The sequence below is a fragment of the Parabacteroides massiliensis genome (assembly GCF_900155425.1).
Classification (GTDB): domain Bacteria; phylum Bacteroidota; class Bacteroidia; order Bacteroidales; family Tannerellaceae; genus Parabacteroides; species Parabacteroides massiliensis.
In genome coordinates this window covers 1,084,016-1,101,196 of record NZ_LT700189.1, presented here as the reverse complement: position 1 = coordinate 1,101,196, position 17,181 = coordinate 1,084,016, and the positions used below count along the sequence as shown (strand labels likewise).

At 50.0% G+C, this 17,181-nt stretch carries 12 protein-coding genes; 4 read left to right on the top strand and 8 right to left on the bottom strand.

Annotated elements, in window-relative coordinates:
- Positions 1 to 93: 93 nt before the first annotated feature.
- Positions 94 to 2,139 carry a transcription termination factor Rho gene (rho, locus tag BQ9893_RS04685; protein ID WP_075964949.1) on the top strand — a complete coding sequence of 682 codons (2,046 nt, stop codon included), beginning with the start codon at positions 94 to 96 and terminating at the stop codon, positions 2,137 to 2,139.
- A gap of 138 nt (positions 2,140 to 2,277) precedes the next feature.
- Here the strand turns inward: rho and BQ9893_RS04680 are convergent, their stop codons facing one another.
- From BQ9893_RS04680 to pbpC, 8 genes are all read right to left on the bottom strand, one after another.
- On the bottom strand, positions 2,278 to 3,564 hold the full coding sequence (locus BQ9893_RS04680) for a DEAD/DEAH box helicase (protein WP_075964948.1): 1,287 nt from the start codon (positions 3,562 to 3,564) through the stop codon (positions 2,278 to 2,280).
- Between the two features lie 160 nt (positions 3,565 to 3,724).
- Complete coding sequence (locus tag BQ9893_RS04675; protein ID WP_075964947.1) at positions 3,725 to 4,552, bottom strand: transporter substrate-binding domain-containing protein; 828 nt, start codon at positions 4,550 to 4,552, stop codon at positions 3,725 to 3,727.
- Positions 4,553 to 4,556: 4 nt separating this feature from the next.
- Positions 4,557 to 6,668 carry a putative porin gene (locus tag BQ9893_RS04670; RefSeq protein ID WP_075965414.1) on the bottom strand — a complete coding sequence of 704 codons (2,112 nt, stop codon included), beginning with the start codon at positions 6,666 to 6,668 and terminating at the stop codon, positions 4,557 to 4,559.
- A gap of 53 nt (positions 6,669 to 6,721) precedes the next feature.
- On the bottom strand, positions 6,722 to 7,279 hold the full coding sequence (locus BQ9893_RS04665; protein WP_075964946.1) for a 2-oxoacid:acceptor oxidoreductase family protein: 558 nt from the start codon (positions 7,277 to 7,279) through the stop codon (positions 6,722 to 6,724).
- A gap of 168 nt (positions 7,280 to 7,447) precedes the next feature.
- Positions 7,448 to 8,212: a thiamine pyrophosphate-dependent enzyme gene (locus BQ9893_RS04660; protein ID WP_075964945.1), complete on the bottom strand. Its 765-nt coding sequence runs from the start codon at positions 8,210 to 8,212 to the stop codon at positions 7,448 to 7,450.
- Between the two features lie 295 nt (positions 8,213 to 8,507).
- Positions 8,508 to 9,590, bottom strand: a complete 1,083-nt coding sequence (locus BQ9893_RS04655; protein ID WP_075964944.1) for a 3-methyl-2-oxobutanoate dehydrogenase subunit VorB — start codon at positions 9,588 to 9,590, stop codon at positions 8,508 to 8,510.
- 9 nt (positions 9,591 to 9,599) lie between these two features.
- Positions 9,600 to 9,833, bottom strand: a complete 234-nt coding sequence (locus BQ9893_RS04650; RefSeq protein WP_075964943.1) for a 4Fe-4S dicluster domain-containing protein — start codon at positions 9,831 to 9,833, stop codon at positions 9,600 to 9,602.
- Positions 9,834 to 9,938: 105 nt separating this feature from the next.
- Positions 9,939 to 12,284, bottom strand: a complete 2,346-nt coding sequence (gene pbpC / locus BQ9893_RS04645) for a penicillin-binding protein 1C (RefSeq protein WP_075964942.1) — start codon at positions 12,282 to 12,284, stop codon at positions 9,939 to 9,941.
- Positions 12,285 to 13,030: 746 nt separating this feature from the next.
- On the opposite strand from pbpC, the gene BQ9893_RS04640 reads away from it, so the two are divergent.
- The 3 genes from BQ9893_RS04640 (at position 13,031) to BQ9893_RS04630 (ending at position 17,159) form a co-directional block, all read left to right on the top strand.
- Positions 13,031 to 15,409, top strand: coding sequence for an ABC transporter permease (locus BQ9893_RS04640; RefSeq protein WP_075964941.1), 2,379 nt, complete (start codon positions 13,031 to 13,033; stop codon positions 15,407 to 15,409).
- A 52-nt stretch (positions 15,410 to 15,461) separates the two neighbouring features.
- Complete coding sequence (locus BQ9893_RS04635; protein ID WP_075964940.1) at positions 15,462 to 16,142, top strand: ABC transporter ATP-binding protein; 681 nt, start codon at positions 15,462 to 15,464, stop codon at positions 16,140 to 16,142.
- 75 nt (positions 16,143 to 16,217) lie between these two features.
- Complete coding sequence (locus tag BQ9893_RS04630; protein WP_075964939.1) at positions 16,218 to 17,159, top strand: sugar phosphate isomerase/epimerase family protein; 942 nt, start codon at positions 16,218 to 16,220, stop codon at positions 17,157 to 17,159.
- Positions 17,160 to 17,181 lie beyond the last annotated feature (22 nt).

Genomic DNA, 17,181 nt, shown 5'->3' with positions numbered 1-17,181 from the left:
TAATTATCAAATTATAAAAGATACAATGATTGCGTTGTACGCGTGCCGTGTCAGGTCGTGTAAGTACGTCGTTTTTATTATTCACTTCGCATTATGCAAAAATATAACATTCTAGAACTAAATGAAAAACTCCTTCCTGAGTTGCAAAGTATAGCGGAAGAGTTAGGTATTAAAAAAGTAAGTTCTCTTAAGAAAGAGGAACTTGTATACAAAATTCTTGACGAACAGGCTATTTCTTACGCCGGCATTCAGGCTGAAAAGGAGAAAGAAAAGGAAGCCAAGAAAGCGGAAAGGCTGACTAAGGCTAAGAAAACAAAAGCGGCGGCTCCGAAGGGTGCAAAAGCTGAGACCAAAACTAAGGCTGCTGCTCCCGCCACACCTGTTGAAGTTCCGGTAGAAGGAGTTGCTTCAGTAGTTCCTGAACAACCTGAACGTAAGAAACGGACACGTATCGAAAAGAAAGAAAAAGTGGCTACGGCTGCCGTCCCTGTCCAGAAAAACGAAGAAGCTGCCGTCTCTAAAAAGCCGGTTTCAGCCAATGCTCCCGTGTCTGAAGCTCTTGTTCAAGCAGCTGACACGACAGCCAATTCTCCTGCCGAAACAGTAAAACCGGCAGCAAAGAAAATGGTTAAGAAAACCGACAAGCCTGTAGCAAAACCGTTGCTTCCTCCCGTTGTGGTGGAATCGGATAACGGAGAACTGCCGGCCGAAGTCGCTTCTGAAGTAATGGAAGAACCGGTTGTTGTAGAAACGCCAGCTGCTCCGGTTTCAACTCCGGCAGACGAACCTAAACGTGTGGTATTCCGCCATCCGGACACCAAATCGGTTCTCGACCAGCTTTTCCCATTCTCTTCTACGTCAGCCAAACCGGAACCGAAAGCGCAGGGTGAACAACCTGCAGCGGCTCAGCAAAACAATCCACGTCTGAATAACAACCGACAGAACAATCAGAATAATCATAACAACCAGCGCAACAATAACAATGCAGTGCAGGAAAAACAGTATGAGTTTGACGGCATACTGACCGGTGTAGGCGTGTTGGAAATGATGCCCGACGGATATGGTTTCCTGCGTTCTTCCGATTATAACTACCTGACTTCTCCGGATGATATTTATGTATCGCAATCGCAGATCAAGTTGTTCGGCCTGAAGACTGGCGACGTGGTAGAGGGAGCTATCCGTCCTCCGAAGGAAGGTGAAAAATATTTCCCGCTCGTCAAAGTGGATAAGATCAACGGCCGTACGCCGGAAGAGGTCCGCGACCGTGTTCCTTTCGATCATCTGACTCCGCTTTTCCCGGACGAAAAATTCATGTTGACGGCCCGCAAGTCTCCGAAAGTGTATGACAATATCGCCGTACGTGTAGTAGACCTGTTCTCACCGATCGGCAAAGGACAGCGTGGTCTGATCGTGGCGCAGCCGAAGACCGGTAAGACGATGCTGTTGAAAGATATCGCCAATGCGATTGCCGCCAACCATCCTGAAGTGTATATGATTATCCTGCTGATCGACGAACGTCCTGAAGAGGTAACCGATATGGCCCGTAGCGTGGATGCAGAAGTGATCGCTTCTACTTTCGACGAACCGGCTGAACGCCATGTGAAGATAGCGGAAATCGTCTTGAACAAGGCTAAACGTATGGTGGAATGTGGGCATGATGTTGTGATCCTGTTAGACTCCATCACGCGTCTGGCTCGTGCTTACAATACGGTTCAACCGGCTTCCGGAAAGGTTCTCTCCGGTGGTGTGGATGCAAATGCTTTGCAGAAACCGAAACGTTTCTTCGGGGCTGCCCGTAACATAGAAAACGGCGGTAGCCTGACGATCCTGGCAACGGCGTTGACAGAAACCGGTTCGAAGATGGACGATGTGATCTTTGAAGAATTCAAGGGTACGGGTAATATGGAATTGCAGTTGGATCGCAAGTTGGCGAACAAACGCGTTTATCCGGCTGTCGATATCACAGCTTCTAGCACACGCCGCGACGACCTGTTGCAGGATGAAAGCACGGTGAACCGTATGTGGATCCTGCGTAAGTACCTGGCCGATATGAACTCTATGGAGGCTATGGAATTTGTTAAGAAACGCATGGAACAGACATTCGACAATATGGAGTTCCTGGCTTCGATGAACGGATAAATAGAAGATACTTGATATATAAAAAACGCAGACCGGGCTCGACCCGGTCTGCGTTTTTTATTTGTTACAATCAAAAGAATAGAGTATCATGCTTCGCGTTGAAGGATTGACACCTCTTTATCACTCTATAAGCGTTGCTTATGCTTCCTTTCTCGGTCTTCCCCTGCGGCGTTGGTTGTTGTTGTTACCGCTGGGGCGGTTGTCTTTTTTTGCATTTCCGCTGTCTTTGCGGGGACGTCCTCTGCCACGGCGCATGTTGGAGTATTTTTCGGGTTCGTATAAAGGAGTTTCACCGAATTTGGGATCGATCGGTATTTTGTAGACTTCCTTTTCCAGAAAATCTTCGATACATTTGAATTGGGATTGTTCTTCGACCGAAACGAATGTGATGGCTAACCCTTCACCGTTTGTTCCGCGTGCGGTACGGCCGATGCGGTGTACGTAGTCTTCCGGGTCGTGGGGAATGTCGAAATTGACTACCAGCTTGATGTCGTTGATATCGATACCACGCGAGACGACGTCTGTGGCAACAAGGATGTCGATATGTCCGTTCTTAAACTCTTTCATCACCTCTTCACGCTGCGACTGCTCAAGATCCGAATGCATGGCTGCCACGTTGAACTTCATTCGTTTGAGGGTGGTTGCCAGCTCCTTTACTTTCATTTTTGAAGATGAAAATATGATGACACGTTGTGGGCGGCTCTGCGAGAACAGGTCTTCCAATATGTGCAATTTCTGCATATCATAGCAGATATAGGCCGTTTGCATGATTGTTTCGGGTGGACGGGAGATGGCTATCTTGACTTCTTCCGGATTTTTCAGGATCGTTTGAGCCAGTGTCCGGATCTTGGGAGGCATTGTGGCGGAGAACATGATTGTCTGGCAGTTTTCAGGCAATAGTTTGTAGACCTGCATGATATCGTCATAAAATCCCATGTCGAGCATCCGGTCCGCTTCATCCAGGACGAAGAAGGAAACCTGCGACAGGTCGACAGTCCCCAACTTGATATGCGACAACAGGCGTCCGGGGGTAGCGATCACAATATCGGCACCCATTTCCATCCCACGCTTTTGCTGTTCCCAGGCAATACCGTCCGTACCACCGTAAACGGCAACGGCGGAAACCGGAACAAAGTAGGTGAAACCTTCGATTTGCTGGTCGATCTGTTGGGCCAATTCGCGTGTAGGAGCCATGATAACGGCATTGATCGCATTGGCCGGATGTAATCCTTTGCTGAGTTCATTGATCACCGGCAGCACGTATGCGGCAGTTTTTCCTGTCCCCGTCTGTGCACAGGCGATAATGTCTTTCCCTTCCAAAATAACCGGAATCGTTAGTTCCTGTACCGGAGTAGTCTCCTGAAAATTCATTGCGTCAAGGCCATCCAATACGGCCTCTTCTAAATCCAATTCGTCAAATCTCATCTTTCATCATTAAATTCCCGGTAAAGGTAGATAATATTTGGCAATAATTATTACATAGAACGCCGCTCTTCTTAGAAAAGAGTTGTTTTTTAGATAAAATATAAGTTTTAGTCACGTTTTTATAGGGGAAACCTCGATAAGAATAAGATTCATTGTCGCGCTATTTGTAATATTTCTTGTATATTTTGTCGAATGTACCGTTCTTGCGTATCTGTTCCAGCCAGCTGTTCAGGCTGTCGAGCAGGATAGGGGAGTCTTTGCGGACTGCCCAGGATTGGAGTTGCGTGAAACTTATGTCTGTTTTGATATCTATTTCCGGAAGTTGTTTTTGGGAAAGGACGGCTATCTGCTGGTCGCAGACGGCATAATCGATGTCTCCTTTGGCGACCATGATGGCAAGCTGTTCACCGGAGTATAATTCGTCTTCTACCACGTAAATCGTATCGCCGATCTCATGTCCTAAGTTTTGCAGCCTGAGCCGGGCGGGAGAATCTTTCGGAATATAGAGAGTCTTGCCGGCCAGGTCAAGCTGGTTACGGATGGGTTTGGTCCCGTTATTGGCTGCTTCCGTTCGTTGTATCAGGACTTGTTTGTCGAGGACGATTGGTTCGGTGAACAGATATTTCTCTTTGATCTCGCTGGTGATCGGGATGTTGCGGGCGACAATATCGCATTTGTTCTCTTCGAGCATATCGAAACTTTCGGCCAGGCTCATCTCCAAAAGCGTTTGTACTTCCAGGCCTGATAACCGGGCGATAGCCTGGCTCAGTTCGTATTGGAAACCTTCTATTGTGTCGCCTGCCACATAATAACCCGATTGGTTGTATTCAGTCACCAGCCGCAGGATTCCCTCTGCTTTGATCTCCGGATAGTCGCGTGGGAGAACTTCTGCCTTCGACATGTTTTTCAGGCGCCATAGCATGATCATGGTTGCAACGGCGATTACCAGCAGCCCGGCATAGACTCCTATCAGTTTCCTCGATTTCATACAATCAGTTGTTGAATGTGACAGCCACGCCCATTTTCAAGACAAACGGATCCAGCGGATAATGCGCCAGTGAGAAGTAGTTCGGATTGACGAACTTGGAACCCAGGTTGTAGCCCATCACAAAGAAACGGGCCTGCTTCAGGTGGAAGTTGACATAGGCGTTGACAAGCGGGAAATTGCCGACTTTCACTTCGTCCTGTATCTGGAACTGCTGTGTGGCCGGTTCGTAATACGGGGCGTAGTAGGAAGTGTTATAATACATATTGGCCCCCAACTGGACCATCAATACCTTTGCTACCTTAAATTTCAGATACATATTGGTGTACAGGCTGATTTGGGGCAAAGGCAGCACGCTTTTGTCGCTGCTCAACTGGTAGGCCACTTCATTTTCCCATCCGAAAGCGCGGTGCATGACATCTTGTTTGATGCGGGCATTTATCACTTGCAGGTTTCCGCTTTTCTGTTCCGGCATTCCTTGTTTGTTGAAGAATACGTAGTTCTGTATGCTTTCGATCCCGGCAGACAACTGTGTCCGTGTGGACTCCAGGTTGATCTTGGCTCCGGCATAGATTTGCTGGATCATGTTCATGTCCCGGTTGTCCCACCAAAAATAGCGGGAATGGAAGTGGCGCATATAGAACGAAGGAGTGACATTCTTGATGTATCCTTCCGCACTGATCGTCGCGTCTTTTTTGAAGAGCTTGAATCTGGTTTGCAGGTTTCCCGTTGCCCGAAATTCCCCGATGTCGTCACCCACGACGCAAAGTTCTCCGCGGGCATTGTAAGTCAGGATATTTCCTTTACGTTTGGAGATTTCGGCTCCGATATATGTCGAGAATTCGTCATACACCTGTGCCACCGGAAATTCGATGGAGGAAGGAGAAGCATCCAACCCGCTTCCGTATTCGGGATCATAAGACAACCCCGGTATCTGGGCCGGCAACTGGAATTTGCGCTTGTCGAACGTCGCAAAGGCGGTGATGCCGAACTTCGCCCAGTCCTGAAAACCTTCGCGAAGGGAGAGCCCGAACGTATTGCGCAGATTCCAATAGGAGGTACGGTCGTCGACACTCGTCCCGTTTTCCAAACCGAAAACACGAGGATCTCCATCCGGAGTCAGATAGCATTCGTTCAGGTTTTGGTCCGCTTCCGAACGGAAACGGCGACGGTTGTCCTGATATTCCAGTGTATGAATGATACTGGATACGGGAATGAATACTTTCACGGGATTTCCCAGCGTGTCCACTTCCCCTTCCAGTTCGCGTTCGAATCCGAGGTTATAATGGTGGCTGAGGAAATACTGTTTGCCCCGCACACGGTTCCAGGCTTTGACCGGATAGCGCGTATCGAAAGCCTTTGGGTCGTCCTGGTTCCTCTCGCCGGCAAAATATTGGTCCGGGTTGGTGATGACCGAGTCGTTGGCCAATCCTCCGTTTTCGTAATTGATGAAGTTGAAGTTGCTCAAGTAAGCATGCGCTTCGTAACGATCCGACTTGTAACTGCCGAAAAGGCGGTAGCTCAACAGCTTGTTGCCGTTATTCTTGTAATATCCGCGGCTGTAGATATAGTCCAGATCGCCACCTACGTTGATCTTCGGGCCGAAGTTCATGGTCAGCGTTCCTTTCAGCCGTTCGTTTTTGCTTTCACTTCCCCCCATGGTCGTGTACATCACGTTCGTATAAGGAATTTTCGTGTTGTAATACAGTGCGTTCCGGGGGTCTGTGATATAATAATCGTAAGCATCGGCAAACAGGAAATCCCGTGGTTCCTTGCGTTCGGAGAAGATACGGGTTTGTGCCGGTGATCCCGTATTGGCCAGGTAGCCGACTGCCAGCGATTCGGATTCCACCAGCGTGCTGTTGGCGAAATTCAGTTTGTGCGTGTCCAACGGAGCAATATAAGGATCGCCCAACAGAGGAGTAAGCCGATAGGCGGTGATACGTCTGTCGTTTATTGCTGCGCTGTCCGGAACCAGCAGGCTGTCCGGAACTTCCTGGTTGGCTTTTGACAGGTTCCCGAGTGAGAATCCTTTCCGGTCTCCGCCCGGCCGACGTTGCGCATGCAGAGCCGAAGCGGATATTATCAAGAGTAATAATATGTATAAGCTATGCTTCATGGGGGGCAAAGATACGAATAATGTGTCAATTGAATAATGTGCCAATAGACACATTATTCAATTGGTTCATTATCACATTGTATAATCTCCATTCCTTTTTTGATTGCCGCCTCGTTCATAGGGATGAGTTTGTGGTGGCGTTCGGGCAGAGATTTCTTCAAGCCTAACAATACGTTTTCCAGTTTCACCATCGGGACGATTTTCAGCAATCCGCCGAGGATCAGCATGTTGAATGCTTTCTCGTTTTTCATCTCGGTGGCCGCGTCCATTGCATCCACGCGATATACGCTGACATCGGTCCGTTTCACCGGTGTATGGATTCCATATCCGTCATAAATGATGATGCCGCCTTTTTTCACCTTGTTTTCGAACTTGTCCATAGAGGGCTGGTTCAGGATGATGGCAATATCATACTCGTTCAGTACGGGAGAACTGATGCGGTCGTCACTCAGAATAACGGTTACGTTGGCTGTCCCGCCCCGTTGTTCGGGACCGTAGGAAGGCATCCAACTGACTTCCTTCCCTTCCATCAGGCCGGAATAAGCCAGGATCTTACCCATTGACAAAACCCCTTGTCCTCCGAAACCTGCTATTATTATCTCTTGTTTCATTGTGTCAATAATTTTATAATGAGCCAATGAGCCAATGTGCCAATTTGAAATCACACAGACTTTTTGGCTGAACTAATTATACTGTTTATAAGTCGTAATATCTCAACGCGACTTTCACTATTTTGAGCTTCATTAATATTAGCCCCGATAGAAGTGCCTGGCAAATTATTATTCCTTGTTCTTGAGGTCTCCTAACGGATAGAACGGGATCATGTTCTCTTCCATCCATTTATTAGCCTTTTCAGGTGTCATTTTCCAACCGGAAGAACAAGTGGAAACGAATTCGACAATCGAAGTACCTTTGCCGGCCATCGAGTTTTCGAAGGCTTTGCGGAGCATTTTCTTTGCTTTGCGGACGGCAGCAGCGGTCTGTACGCTCTGGCGGGTGACCAGGCAGGTCCCTTCCAACTGTGCAAGCAGGTCGCCGATCTTCAACGGATAGCCGTTTAGGGCAATGTTACGGCCGTAGGGGCAGGTTGCTGTCGGCATTCCTTCCAGTGTGGTAGGAGCCATCTGGCCGCCTGTCATGCCATAGATGGCATTGTTGACGAATACGATCACGATATTTTCTCCACGGTTGGCTGCATGGATTGTTTCGGCAGTGCCGATGGCAGCCAGGTCACCGTCTCCCTGGTAGGTGAATACCATCTTGCTCGGGTTCAGCCGCTTGACGGCAGTCGCGATGGCTGGTGCACGTCCGTGGGCTGCTTCGATCCAGTCGATATCCAGATAATTGTAGGCAAAAACTGCGCATCCGACAGGAGAGATACCGATCGTTTTATCTTCCATGCCCATCTCGGCGATCACTTCGGCAATCAACTTGTGTATCACGCCGTGGCTGCAACCGGGACAGTAGTGCATGGGATTTTCATTCATCAACCTGGGCTTTTCATATACCAGGTTCTCCGGTTTAATTATATCATTAATTTCCATACTGTGAATAATTTTTCAATGAGTAAATGTGCCAATGTGCCAATAATATAGTTTGCACATTGGCACATTTGCTCATTATTAATTAATAAATCTCATCAGATATTGAACCAGGCGGAAACAGATCGCCGCGCCACCGCAGTACAGGAAAGGCAATCGGTTTTCCGGAAAAGCGAAGTAACAGACTACTGCTGCTATAGCCAAAATCATGAATAACCAGGTCAATATCATGTCAATTTTACTTCCGCGAATCATCGTTGTTACTTTATGATTTATGGTTTATTTATGACATAATGGATCATAAATCAAAATTCTTTTTCAGAGCATTCAGGACTTCATCCGGTGTGAACACGATACCGCCGAGACGGCCGAAGTGTTCGACCTTTACCTTGCCGTTTACGGCCAGACGTACGTCTTCGACCATCTGTCCGGCGTTCAGTTCGACGGAAAGCATGCCTTTTACCTTGTCGGCATAAGCGGCGATCACTTTCTTGGGGAACGGCCACAACGTGATAGGGCGGAGCAGGCCGAGCTTGATACCTTCCGCACGGGCTATTTCCACCACTTTCTGACAGATACGGGCGGAAGAACCGAATGCGATCAGCAGATATTCGGCATCTTCGCACTGGAACTCTTCGTAGCGGACTTCGTTTTCTTCGATCTTCCGATATTTGGCCTGGAAGCGGATGTTGTTCTCCTCCATCTTAGCCGGGTCCAGTTCCAGTGAAGTAATGACATTCGGTTTGCGGCCGGCTGTCTTCCCCTGTGTGGCCCACGGGCATTCGGCTATGATTTCTTCCTCTGTGCGGCGTGTATGGAAAGGCGGCAGTACCACTTTTTCCATCATCTGGCCGATGATGCCGTCTGCCAGGATAATAGCAGGATTACTGTATTTGAAAGCAAGTTCGAAACCCAGTCCGACGAAGTCCGCCATTTCCTGTACGGAAGAGGGGGCGAGCGTGATCAGGCGGTAGTCGCCGTGGCCGCCGCCTTTGACTGTCTGGAAATAGTCTGCCTGGCTGGGCTGGATCGTTCCCAGGCCGGGGCCGCCACGCATCACGTTCACGATCAGGCAGGGCAGTTCGGCTCCTGCGAGATAAGATATGCCTTCTTGTTTCAGACTGACACCGGGGCTGGACGAGGAGGTCATCACACGTTTGCCCGTGCTGGCTCCTCCGTATACCATATTGATGGCTGCCACTTCACTTTCTGCCTGCAGCACGACCATTCCGGTTGTTTCCCACGGCATCTCGGCCATCAGGGTTTCGAGTATCTCCGACTGCGGAGTGATCGGGTAGCCGAAGTAACCGTCTACGCCGTAGCGGATAGCCGCATGGGCGATGGCTTCGTTACCTTTCATTAATTTTACTTCTTCTGCCATACCTTATATTTAATTGTCAATTCTCTTCTTGTAGATGGTTAAACAACCGTCCGGACAGACTAACCCGCAACTTGCACAACCGATGCAGTTGTCAGGGTTTTTCATGTACACATAATGGTATCCCTTGTCGTTTACTTCACGCGGGTGCAATTCGAGTACATCCGACGGGCAGGCTACTACGCAAAGGTTACACCCTTTACATCGTTCTGTGTTAACAACAACAGCTCCTTTTATTTTCGCCATAACTATATATATTTAAAAACTAATGTAACACTAATCTATCTCATTTGCGATTGCCAAAGGTAGTAAAAACTTTGCAGAACGAGTCTTTTTGGGAAACAGTTTTGATTATTTCACCTCGAACGATATCGTCTTTCGGTTGCCTTGGTCGTCGACCAGCGTCAGGCGGTGTTTGCCGGGGGGAGCAGAGCTGCTGATCTGGTGGTGGTCCGCTGTTTCGCCGATAAACGTGTCGTCGAGATGCCAGTAGAGGATGGCATCCGGACGGGCATGGGCGGCTTTGAACACGAATTTTTCCCGTTTGCCGGAGAAGCCTTTCGGAAGATAGAGGATGGCGTTATGCTCGGGATAGATCAGTTCGATCTGCCGGTTCCGGTCTTCGCCGCATCCCGGTCTGACAGGAGGCAGGGGCGCGTAGTCGATATGATAGTTCCGGTAATAATATTCTTCGGAAGGAGGCAGTACGAACCACGGGCGTGCGATCATCCGGCCGACCGACTCGCACGAGCTGTTCACCCGGAAACGGCCGTCTGCGGAAAGATGGACAAGCCGGTGGTAGGGGCAGACCTCCGTCTTGTCGGCCGAGCGCGGCATGTAGAGCGTGTCCACCTGGTCACAGATTGCAGAGGCCTTGTGGCCGCTGAGACGGCAGATGGCCATCGGGAGGAGTTCGTCGTAAGGCATGTCGAACCAGCCGCTTCCCGGCAGGAGCGAGAACAGGTCGAAGAGGACGGGTGCGGCATTGCCCACGCCTGTCAGTCCCGGCCGGCCTTCTCCCGAAGCGTTGCCCACCCATACGCCGACCGTATAGCGCGGGGTCGTCCCGATCGCCCAGGCGTCCCGCCCGCCATAGCTCGTCCCCGTTTTCCAGGCCACCTGCTTCATGGAGCCGAACTGCTGCCAGTCCGCCTCCTCTTCGGGGCGGTTCAGTGCCGACATCGCTTCGAAGGCGAACCAGATGGAAGCGGCGGAGAGGAGCGGTTTGTCCGTCAGCCTTCTGTCGGCTATGGAGCGGACCGGATCGGTCGGAGGAGCCGGATAAGGAGTGAGCGGATGAATATCCGCCGGGTCATACCGCCCGTTGTAAGTCCGGTAATGTGCGAGCGTACGTGCCAGTGAAGCATACATGCCGGTGAGGTCCCATAGCGTCCCTTCGGCGCCTCCCAGGATCAGCGAAGCCCCGTAATGCTCTTCGGAAAAGCGCAACGTGGTCATGCCCGCCTTTTTCAGCAGCGACATGAACCGCCCCGTGTTGTAGGCCGAAAGCATCCGTACCAGCGGGACGTTGAGCGAACGTTCGATCGCTCGGTGCGCCGGGACCGCCCCGTAGAATGTCTTGTTGTAGTTTTGCGGCGAGAAGCCGTTCAGGTTCAGGGGCACGTCCGAAACGAGCGTGCCGGGGAGCAGTTGCCCGTCGTGCAGCATGGCGGCATAAAGGAAGGGCTTCAGGATGCTGCCCGTGCTGCGCGGCGAAGTGATGATGTCTACCTGGTTCCCTTTGCGGGCATCGGCCTTGAAGGTGACGTTTCCCGCATAGGCGAGCACCTCGCCCGTTTCGGCATCGGCGACGAGGGCGGCCAGGTTATGGATGTGGTTGGAGGCATAGTCGCGGGCGTAGCGGTTGACGAGCTCCTGCGTCTGGCGTTGCAGCATCCGGTTGACGGAGGTCGTGATGCGCGTTCCCGGAGCGTCGGCCGCCAACCGTTCGAGCAGGTGAGGGGCTTCGTCGGGCAGAGGCACGGGCGCTTTGGGGAGCGGTTCGAGGAGCGAGAGCCCGTATTCGGTTTCGTCCAGTATCCCTCTCTCCTTTAAGGCGGCCAGGAGCTTGTCGCGTTTGGCTTTCAGCCGTGCCCGGTTACGTCCGGGATGGATTAGGGCGGGCGAGTTGGGCAGGACGGCGAGTGTGGCGCTTTCGGCCCACGAGAGGTCGGCGGCACTTCGCCCGAAATAGCGCCAGGCCGCCGTCTCGATGCCTACCACATTCCCTCCGAACGGGGCGTGCGAGGCATAGAGGTTCAGGATCTGATGTTTGTCGAAGGCTGTTTCCAGGAGAAGGGCATAACCGGTTTCGACCATTTTTTCATACAGGGTGCGGTCGCGGTTGCCCCGCGCGATCCGTGCCAGCTGCATGGTGATCGTGCTCCCCCCGCTGACGACCTTGCCCCGGCTGAGGTTGATCCACATGGCCCTGACGATGGCGGCAGGGTCTACCCCCGGATGCCGGAAGAAGCGTTTGTCTTCGTAGGTCAGCAGGCAGGTCACGAACTTGTCGGGAAGACTGTCTGCCGGAGGGAAACGCCATTGTCCGTCCGGTGCGATCCGTGCCCCCAACAACTGTCCGTCGGAAGAATAGAGCAGGGTGGAGCACGCCTCCGGAAAGAGCGTCCGAGGGTTGCTCAGATGCAGGAACGCCCCTATCAGCAATTTTATGAAAAACAGGTGGAAGACAATCATTCGCCATTTCGTTTTACCCTTCAAAGTTAATCATTTTCTTGTCTATTCCCAACCGGAACCCCTTGAATTTCTCTTCGAAAATGATCATCGTCCCGTAGGGGCAGGGCTCTGCTCTGCCCATTGATATCCGACAAGGCAACATCGCTTTCATTGAGCCTATTGATTATCCCTGTTGCCTACAAAAAAATACAATATCCCTCCTTAAATCATATTTGTGCTATAAATGTTTGATTATTAAAGATATGGTGAAAATACCTGTTTCTTAAAAAATATTACCCTATAGGGAAATTTGAATTAAACGGGGTATAAAATCAAATTAGACGCAGTAGTAGTTTCGATTTGAACCAATACCTTTTTGAGAAATATGACAATAAGAGAAAAAGATCGTAGGGGCAGGGCTCTGCTCTGCCCATTAATATCCGGCAAGTCCCCTCCCTAACCCATAGCTTTAGTCTTCCCAAAGCGGATATGTTGAAACAGCTTTGTTCCGACGGCGCTTTACGGCTTTCCAGGTGTCCCGACAATCTCCCGTACCCTGGACAGGCATGTTGGATAATCCCCTGGAGGCTGACTGTCAAAAAAATAGACAGTAGTGTCTAAATATTGGACACTGCTGTTTGTGCTACGTTTTATTACAATATTGAATGTTAGTTGATTATGTTGTTTGGCATGCTTTTTGTTCCTTTTGTCGCGAATGCGAATCCGGTCGACAGTCTTAAAAGTGAATAAAACAATAACAACAGGATATGAAAACTATTTTACGAAATTTCTTTAGTGTGCTCCGTCGGTTCAAGACGGCCTCTATTTTGAATGTGTTGGGGTTGAGCATTGCTTTTGTGGCTTTTATGCTCATCATGATGCAAGTGAATTATGATTATACGTTCGATCGCAGCCTGCGGGATGCAGATGCCATATTCCGGTTGGATGTCGTGCAGGGAACAGAAGGGTCGCAGGCCATTATCAACCGTCCGTTTGCGCGGGCGTTTGTCGAATCGTCTCCCCATATAAAAGAAGGATGCCTTCTGAGTGGTTGGGTGGGCAACCGTTTCTTCTATGTCGAGCAAGGCGGGCAACGGACGAGCTATAAGGAAGATGCGTGGGGCGCGACTCCCGGAGTCTTGAGTGTGTTCCATTTCGATATGCTTGAGGGAAACGAGCGGTCTTTGGATGAGCCCAACAGCGTGGTCCTTCCGGAAAGCATGGCGAAAAAGATTTTCGGAGATGAACCGGCGATAGGCAAGCAACTGATCTCTGCCAACGCAGCGGAAGATGCGAAAATCGTAAAAGGCATATATAAGGATTTTCCCCGTAATTCAGCTTTGAAGAACATCATATACATGGCGATGGACCCGAAGGAAAACTATAATAACTGGGGAAACTGGAACTATTTGGTTTTTGTCCGTCTCGACGATCCGGCCAACAAGGAGAATGTCCTGGACAATTTCAAGAAAAATTTTAATGCGAAAGAAATCTTTGGCGACGATTTCAAATGGGGAGAAGGAGATGATAACCTCGACCTTCGCCTGACCTCTATGCCGGATCTCCATTTCCTGAACAACGTGGATTTCGATTCGATGCCGAAAGCGAGCCGCCAGACGTTGCTGGTGCTTTTCTCCATCGCTTTTGTCATCATTCTGATCGCCGGCATCAATTTCACCAACTTCAGCACGGCGCTGACCCCCATGCGCATCAAGAGCATCAATACGCAGAAGGTTCTGGGCAGTTCCGACAGCATGCTGCGCGGAAGTTTGTTGGTTGAGGCAGTTTGTGTCAGCCTGTTTGCTTATCTGCTTTCGCTCCTGTTCTTGTATCTGGCACAAAAAACACCGATCGCCTCGCTGGTGGATGCCGACATGTCGTTCGGGGCGCAGCCGGCGATCATTGCCGGTACGGCCGTGATTGCAGCGATCGTGGGAGTGCTGGCCGGCCTTTATCCTTCCTACTATATCACCTCTTTCCCGCCGGCACTGGTGCTGAAAGGAAGTTTCGGCCTTTCCCTTTCCGGGCGACGGATGCGGAGCATGCTGGTCGGCATTCAGTTCGTGGCTTCCTTCGTCCTGATTATCGGTTCTTTGTTTATGTACCTGCAAAACCATTACATGCAGAATGCGCCGTTGGGATATGACAAGGAAGAGATGATCATCGTACACCTGAATAATAACATCAATAAGGACCGGGATGCTTTCACGAACCAGTTGAAATCGTTCTCAGGCGTGGAAGACGTGACCTATTCCCAGTTTCTGCTTTCCAGTGGAGACCAGTATATGGGATGGGGACGCAACTATAACAGCGAAAATATAAGCTTCCAGTGTCTTCCGGTCTCCTCTTCTTTCCTGAAAGTGATGGGCATAGAAGTCAAAGAAGGCCGTGATTTCCGTCCGGAAGACGAACTGAAGGAGACAGGTTGCTATATATTCAACGAAAAGGCGAAGGCGCAGTTCGAAATGAAGTTGAACGAAAAGATCGACGGTGACGAGATCATCGGTTTCATCCCCGATATCAAGTTCGCCTCTTTCCGCCAGGAGGTCACTCCGATGGCTTTCTATCTCTGGGGAAAATACCAGTGGGGGAAGGAAGGCAACTATTATAATATCGCCTACGTGAAGTTCAAGGCCGGAAGCAATCTTCGCGCCGGGATGGAGCATGTGCGCGAATCGCTTGAAATGTTCGATTCGGAGTATCCTTTTGTTGTCCGTTTCTATGACGAAGTGTTGCAGCACACCTATGAAAAGGAATTGAAGATCGGTTCTTTGATCACGTTGTTCAGCCTTGTCGCCATCTTTATCTCGATCGTGGGCGTGTTCGGCCTTGTCGTGTTCGAAAGCGAATACAGGCGGAAGGAGATTGCCGTGCGCAAGGTGTTGGGGTCGACGACGGGCGAAATCCTGTATATGTTCAACGTGAACTACTTCTGGATTCTGCTGGTATGTTTTCTGCTCGGAGCTCCGGTCGCCTGGTACGGCGTACACCGTTGGTTGGAGAACTTCGCCTACCGCACGCCGATGTATTGGTGGGTGTTGCCGTTGGCTTTCCTGGTGGTGGGCGTGATCACGGTCCTGACGGTGACATACCAGAACTGGCATGTCGCGAATGAAAATCCGGTAAAGAACATAAAGTCTGAGTAATCAAGAAAAAAGAGTCAAGAATAAAGAAATAAAATCATAAATCAAGAAAGTCATGATAAAGATCGAAGGTTTAAGTAAGAGTTTTCGTACGGAAGAGGTGGAGACGATAGCATTGAACAATGTTTCCTTGGAAGTGAAAGACGGCGAATTTGTGGCTGTCATGGGCCCTTCCGGCTGTGGCAAATCAACGTTGCTGAATATCTTGGGTTTGCTGGATAATCCGACATCGGGCAATTATTACCTGGCCGGAAAGGAGGTCGGGCATCTCAAGGAAAAAGAACGCACGCAGGTCCGTAAAGGCAACATCGGTTTCGTGTTCCAGAGTTTCAACCTGATCGACGAACTGAACGTGTTCGAGAACGTAGAACTTCCGCTTACCTACCTGAAAGTGAAAGCCGCCGAACGTAAGCAGATGGTGAACGATATCCTGAAACGGATGAACATCAGCCACCGTGCCAGCCATTTTCCGCAGCAGCTTTCCGGAGGACAGCAGCAACGTGTGGCCATCGCCCGTGCCGTTGTTTCGAATCCGAAGATCATCCTTGCCGATGAACCGACCGGTAACCTGGACTCCAAGAACGGAGCCGAAGTGATGCAACTCCTGACCGAACTGAACCGGGAGGGAACCACGATCGTCATGGTGACCCACTCCAAACACGACGCCAGCTTCGCCCACCGGATCATCAACCTGTTCGACGGTAGTATCGTCTCATCGGTGAACGAGTTTATCTGATCATGTTTTTCAGGAAAAATGGACTAACTTTCAGAATAAAATCATACCTTTGGAGCTATCTAAATTTAATAGACCATGATTAATAGAAGAAACTTTTTGAGAAATGCATCCCTGCTTACGTTGGGAGGCCTGATGGCCGGTAAGGTAGGGAATGCTGTTGCGGCACAGCCTGCGACATCAGCCGTTCTCGAAACGGCGGCTGCTAAGAATATCGGTTTGCAAATCTACTCTTTAGGCAATGAGCTGTACAAGGATGTTCCGGGAGGATTGAAGAAGCTGAAAAAGATGGGGTATCAGACCATCGAACTTGCCGGTTACGGTAATGGTAAGATCCGCGATGTCGAACTGATGGACTTCAAGAAGATGGCGGACGATGCCGGCATAAAGATCCTGAGCTCACATGTGAATCCTCCTGTTCGCGAATACACGAAGGACAACCTGAATACAATAAAGGAATTCTGGAAAAAGACGGCCGACGACCATGCCAAGTTAGGTGTGAAATACCTGGTTCAGCCCGGTCAGCCCAGTACCCGCAGCGTGGAAGAAACGAAATATGTTTGCGAAGTCTTCAACGAAGCCGGGCAGATCGTGAAAGCGGCCGGCATACCGTTCGGCTATCATAATCATGATATGGAATTTGCCAAGGTGGTTCCCGGCGGCACGGAAATGAAGTTCGGGCGTAACAACAAGGGAGAAAAGGTCTATGACATCTTCCTGGCGAATACCGACCCGTCGTTGGTTTTCTTTGAGATGGACGTTTACTGGGCCGTTATGGGCCAGCAGGACCCGGTCGAGTATATCACGAAATATGCAGACCGTATCAAGGTGCTCCATATCAAAGACCGCTATGTCCTGGGTGATTCCGGCATGATGAACTTCGAACAGATATTCAAGCACTTCTACGCAAACGGACACAAAGACTTTTTCGTTGAAATGGAAGGAACGAGTAGCGGACATCAGTTCGAAGGCGTGAAAAAAAGTGTCGACTACCTGCTGAAATCTTCATTCGTAAAATAAGCAAAAAATTTATGATTTATGA

Excerpts from the sequence above, each read along its gene's own strand:
- rho (WP_075964949.1), top strand. The coding sequence starts at position 94 with ATGCAAAAATATAACATTCTAGAACTAAATGAAAAACTCCTTCCTGAG.
- BQ9893_RS04680 (WP_075964948.1), bottom strand. The coding sequence starts at position 3,564 with ATGAGATTTGACGAATTGGATTTAGAAGAGGCCGTATTGGATGGCCTT.
- BQ9893_RS04675 (WP_075964947.1), bottom strand. The coding sequence starts at position 4,552 with ATGAAATCGAGGAAACTGATAGGAGTCTATGCCGGGCTGCTGGTAATC.
- BQ9893_RS04670 (WP_075965414.1), bottom strand. The coding sequence starts at position 6,668 with ATGAAGCATAGCTTATACATATTATTACTCTTGATAATATCCGCTTCG.
- BQ9893_RS04665 (WP_075964946.1), bottom strand. The coding sequence starts at position 7,279 with ATGAAACAAGAGATAATAATAGCAGGTTTCGGAGGACAAGGGGTTTTG.
- BQ9893_RS04660 (WP_075964945.1), bottom strand. The coding sequence starts at position 8,212 with ATGGAAATTAATGATATAATTAAACCGGAGAACCTGGTATATGAAAAG.
- BQ9893_RS04655 (WP_075964944.1), bottom strand. The coding sequence starts at position 9,590 with ATGGCAGAAGAAGTAAAATTAATGAAAGGTAACGAAGCCATCGCCCAT.
- BQ9893_RS04650 (WP_075964943.1), bottom strand. The coding sequence starts at position 9,833 with ATGGCGAAAATAAAAGGAGCTGTTGTTGTTAACACAGAACGATGTAAA.
- pbpC (WP_075964942.1), bottom strand. The coding sequence starts at position 12,284 with ATGATTGTCTTCCACCTGTTTTTCATAAAATTGCTGATAGGGGCGTTC.
- BQ9893_RS04640 (WP_075964941.1), top strand. The coding sequence starts at position 13,031 with ATGAAAACTATTTTACGAAATTTCTTTAGTGTGCTCCGTCGGTTCAAG.
- BQ9893_RS04635 (WP_075964940.1), top strand. The coding sequence starts at position 15,462 with ATGATAAAGATCGAAGGTTTAAGTAAGAGTTTTCGTACGGAAGAGGTG.
- BQ9893_RS04630 (WP_075964939.1), top strand. The coding sequence starts at position 16,218 with ATGATTAATAGAAGAAACTTTTTGAGAAATGCATCCCTGCTTACGTTG.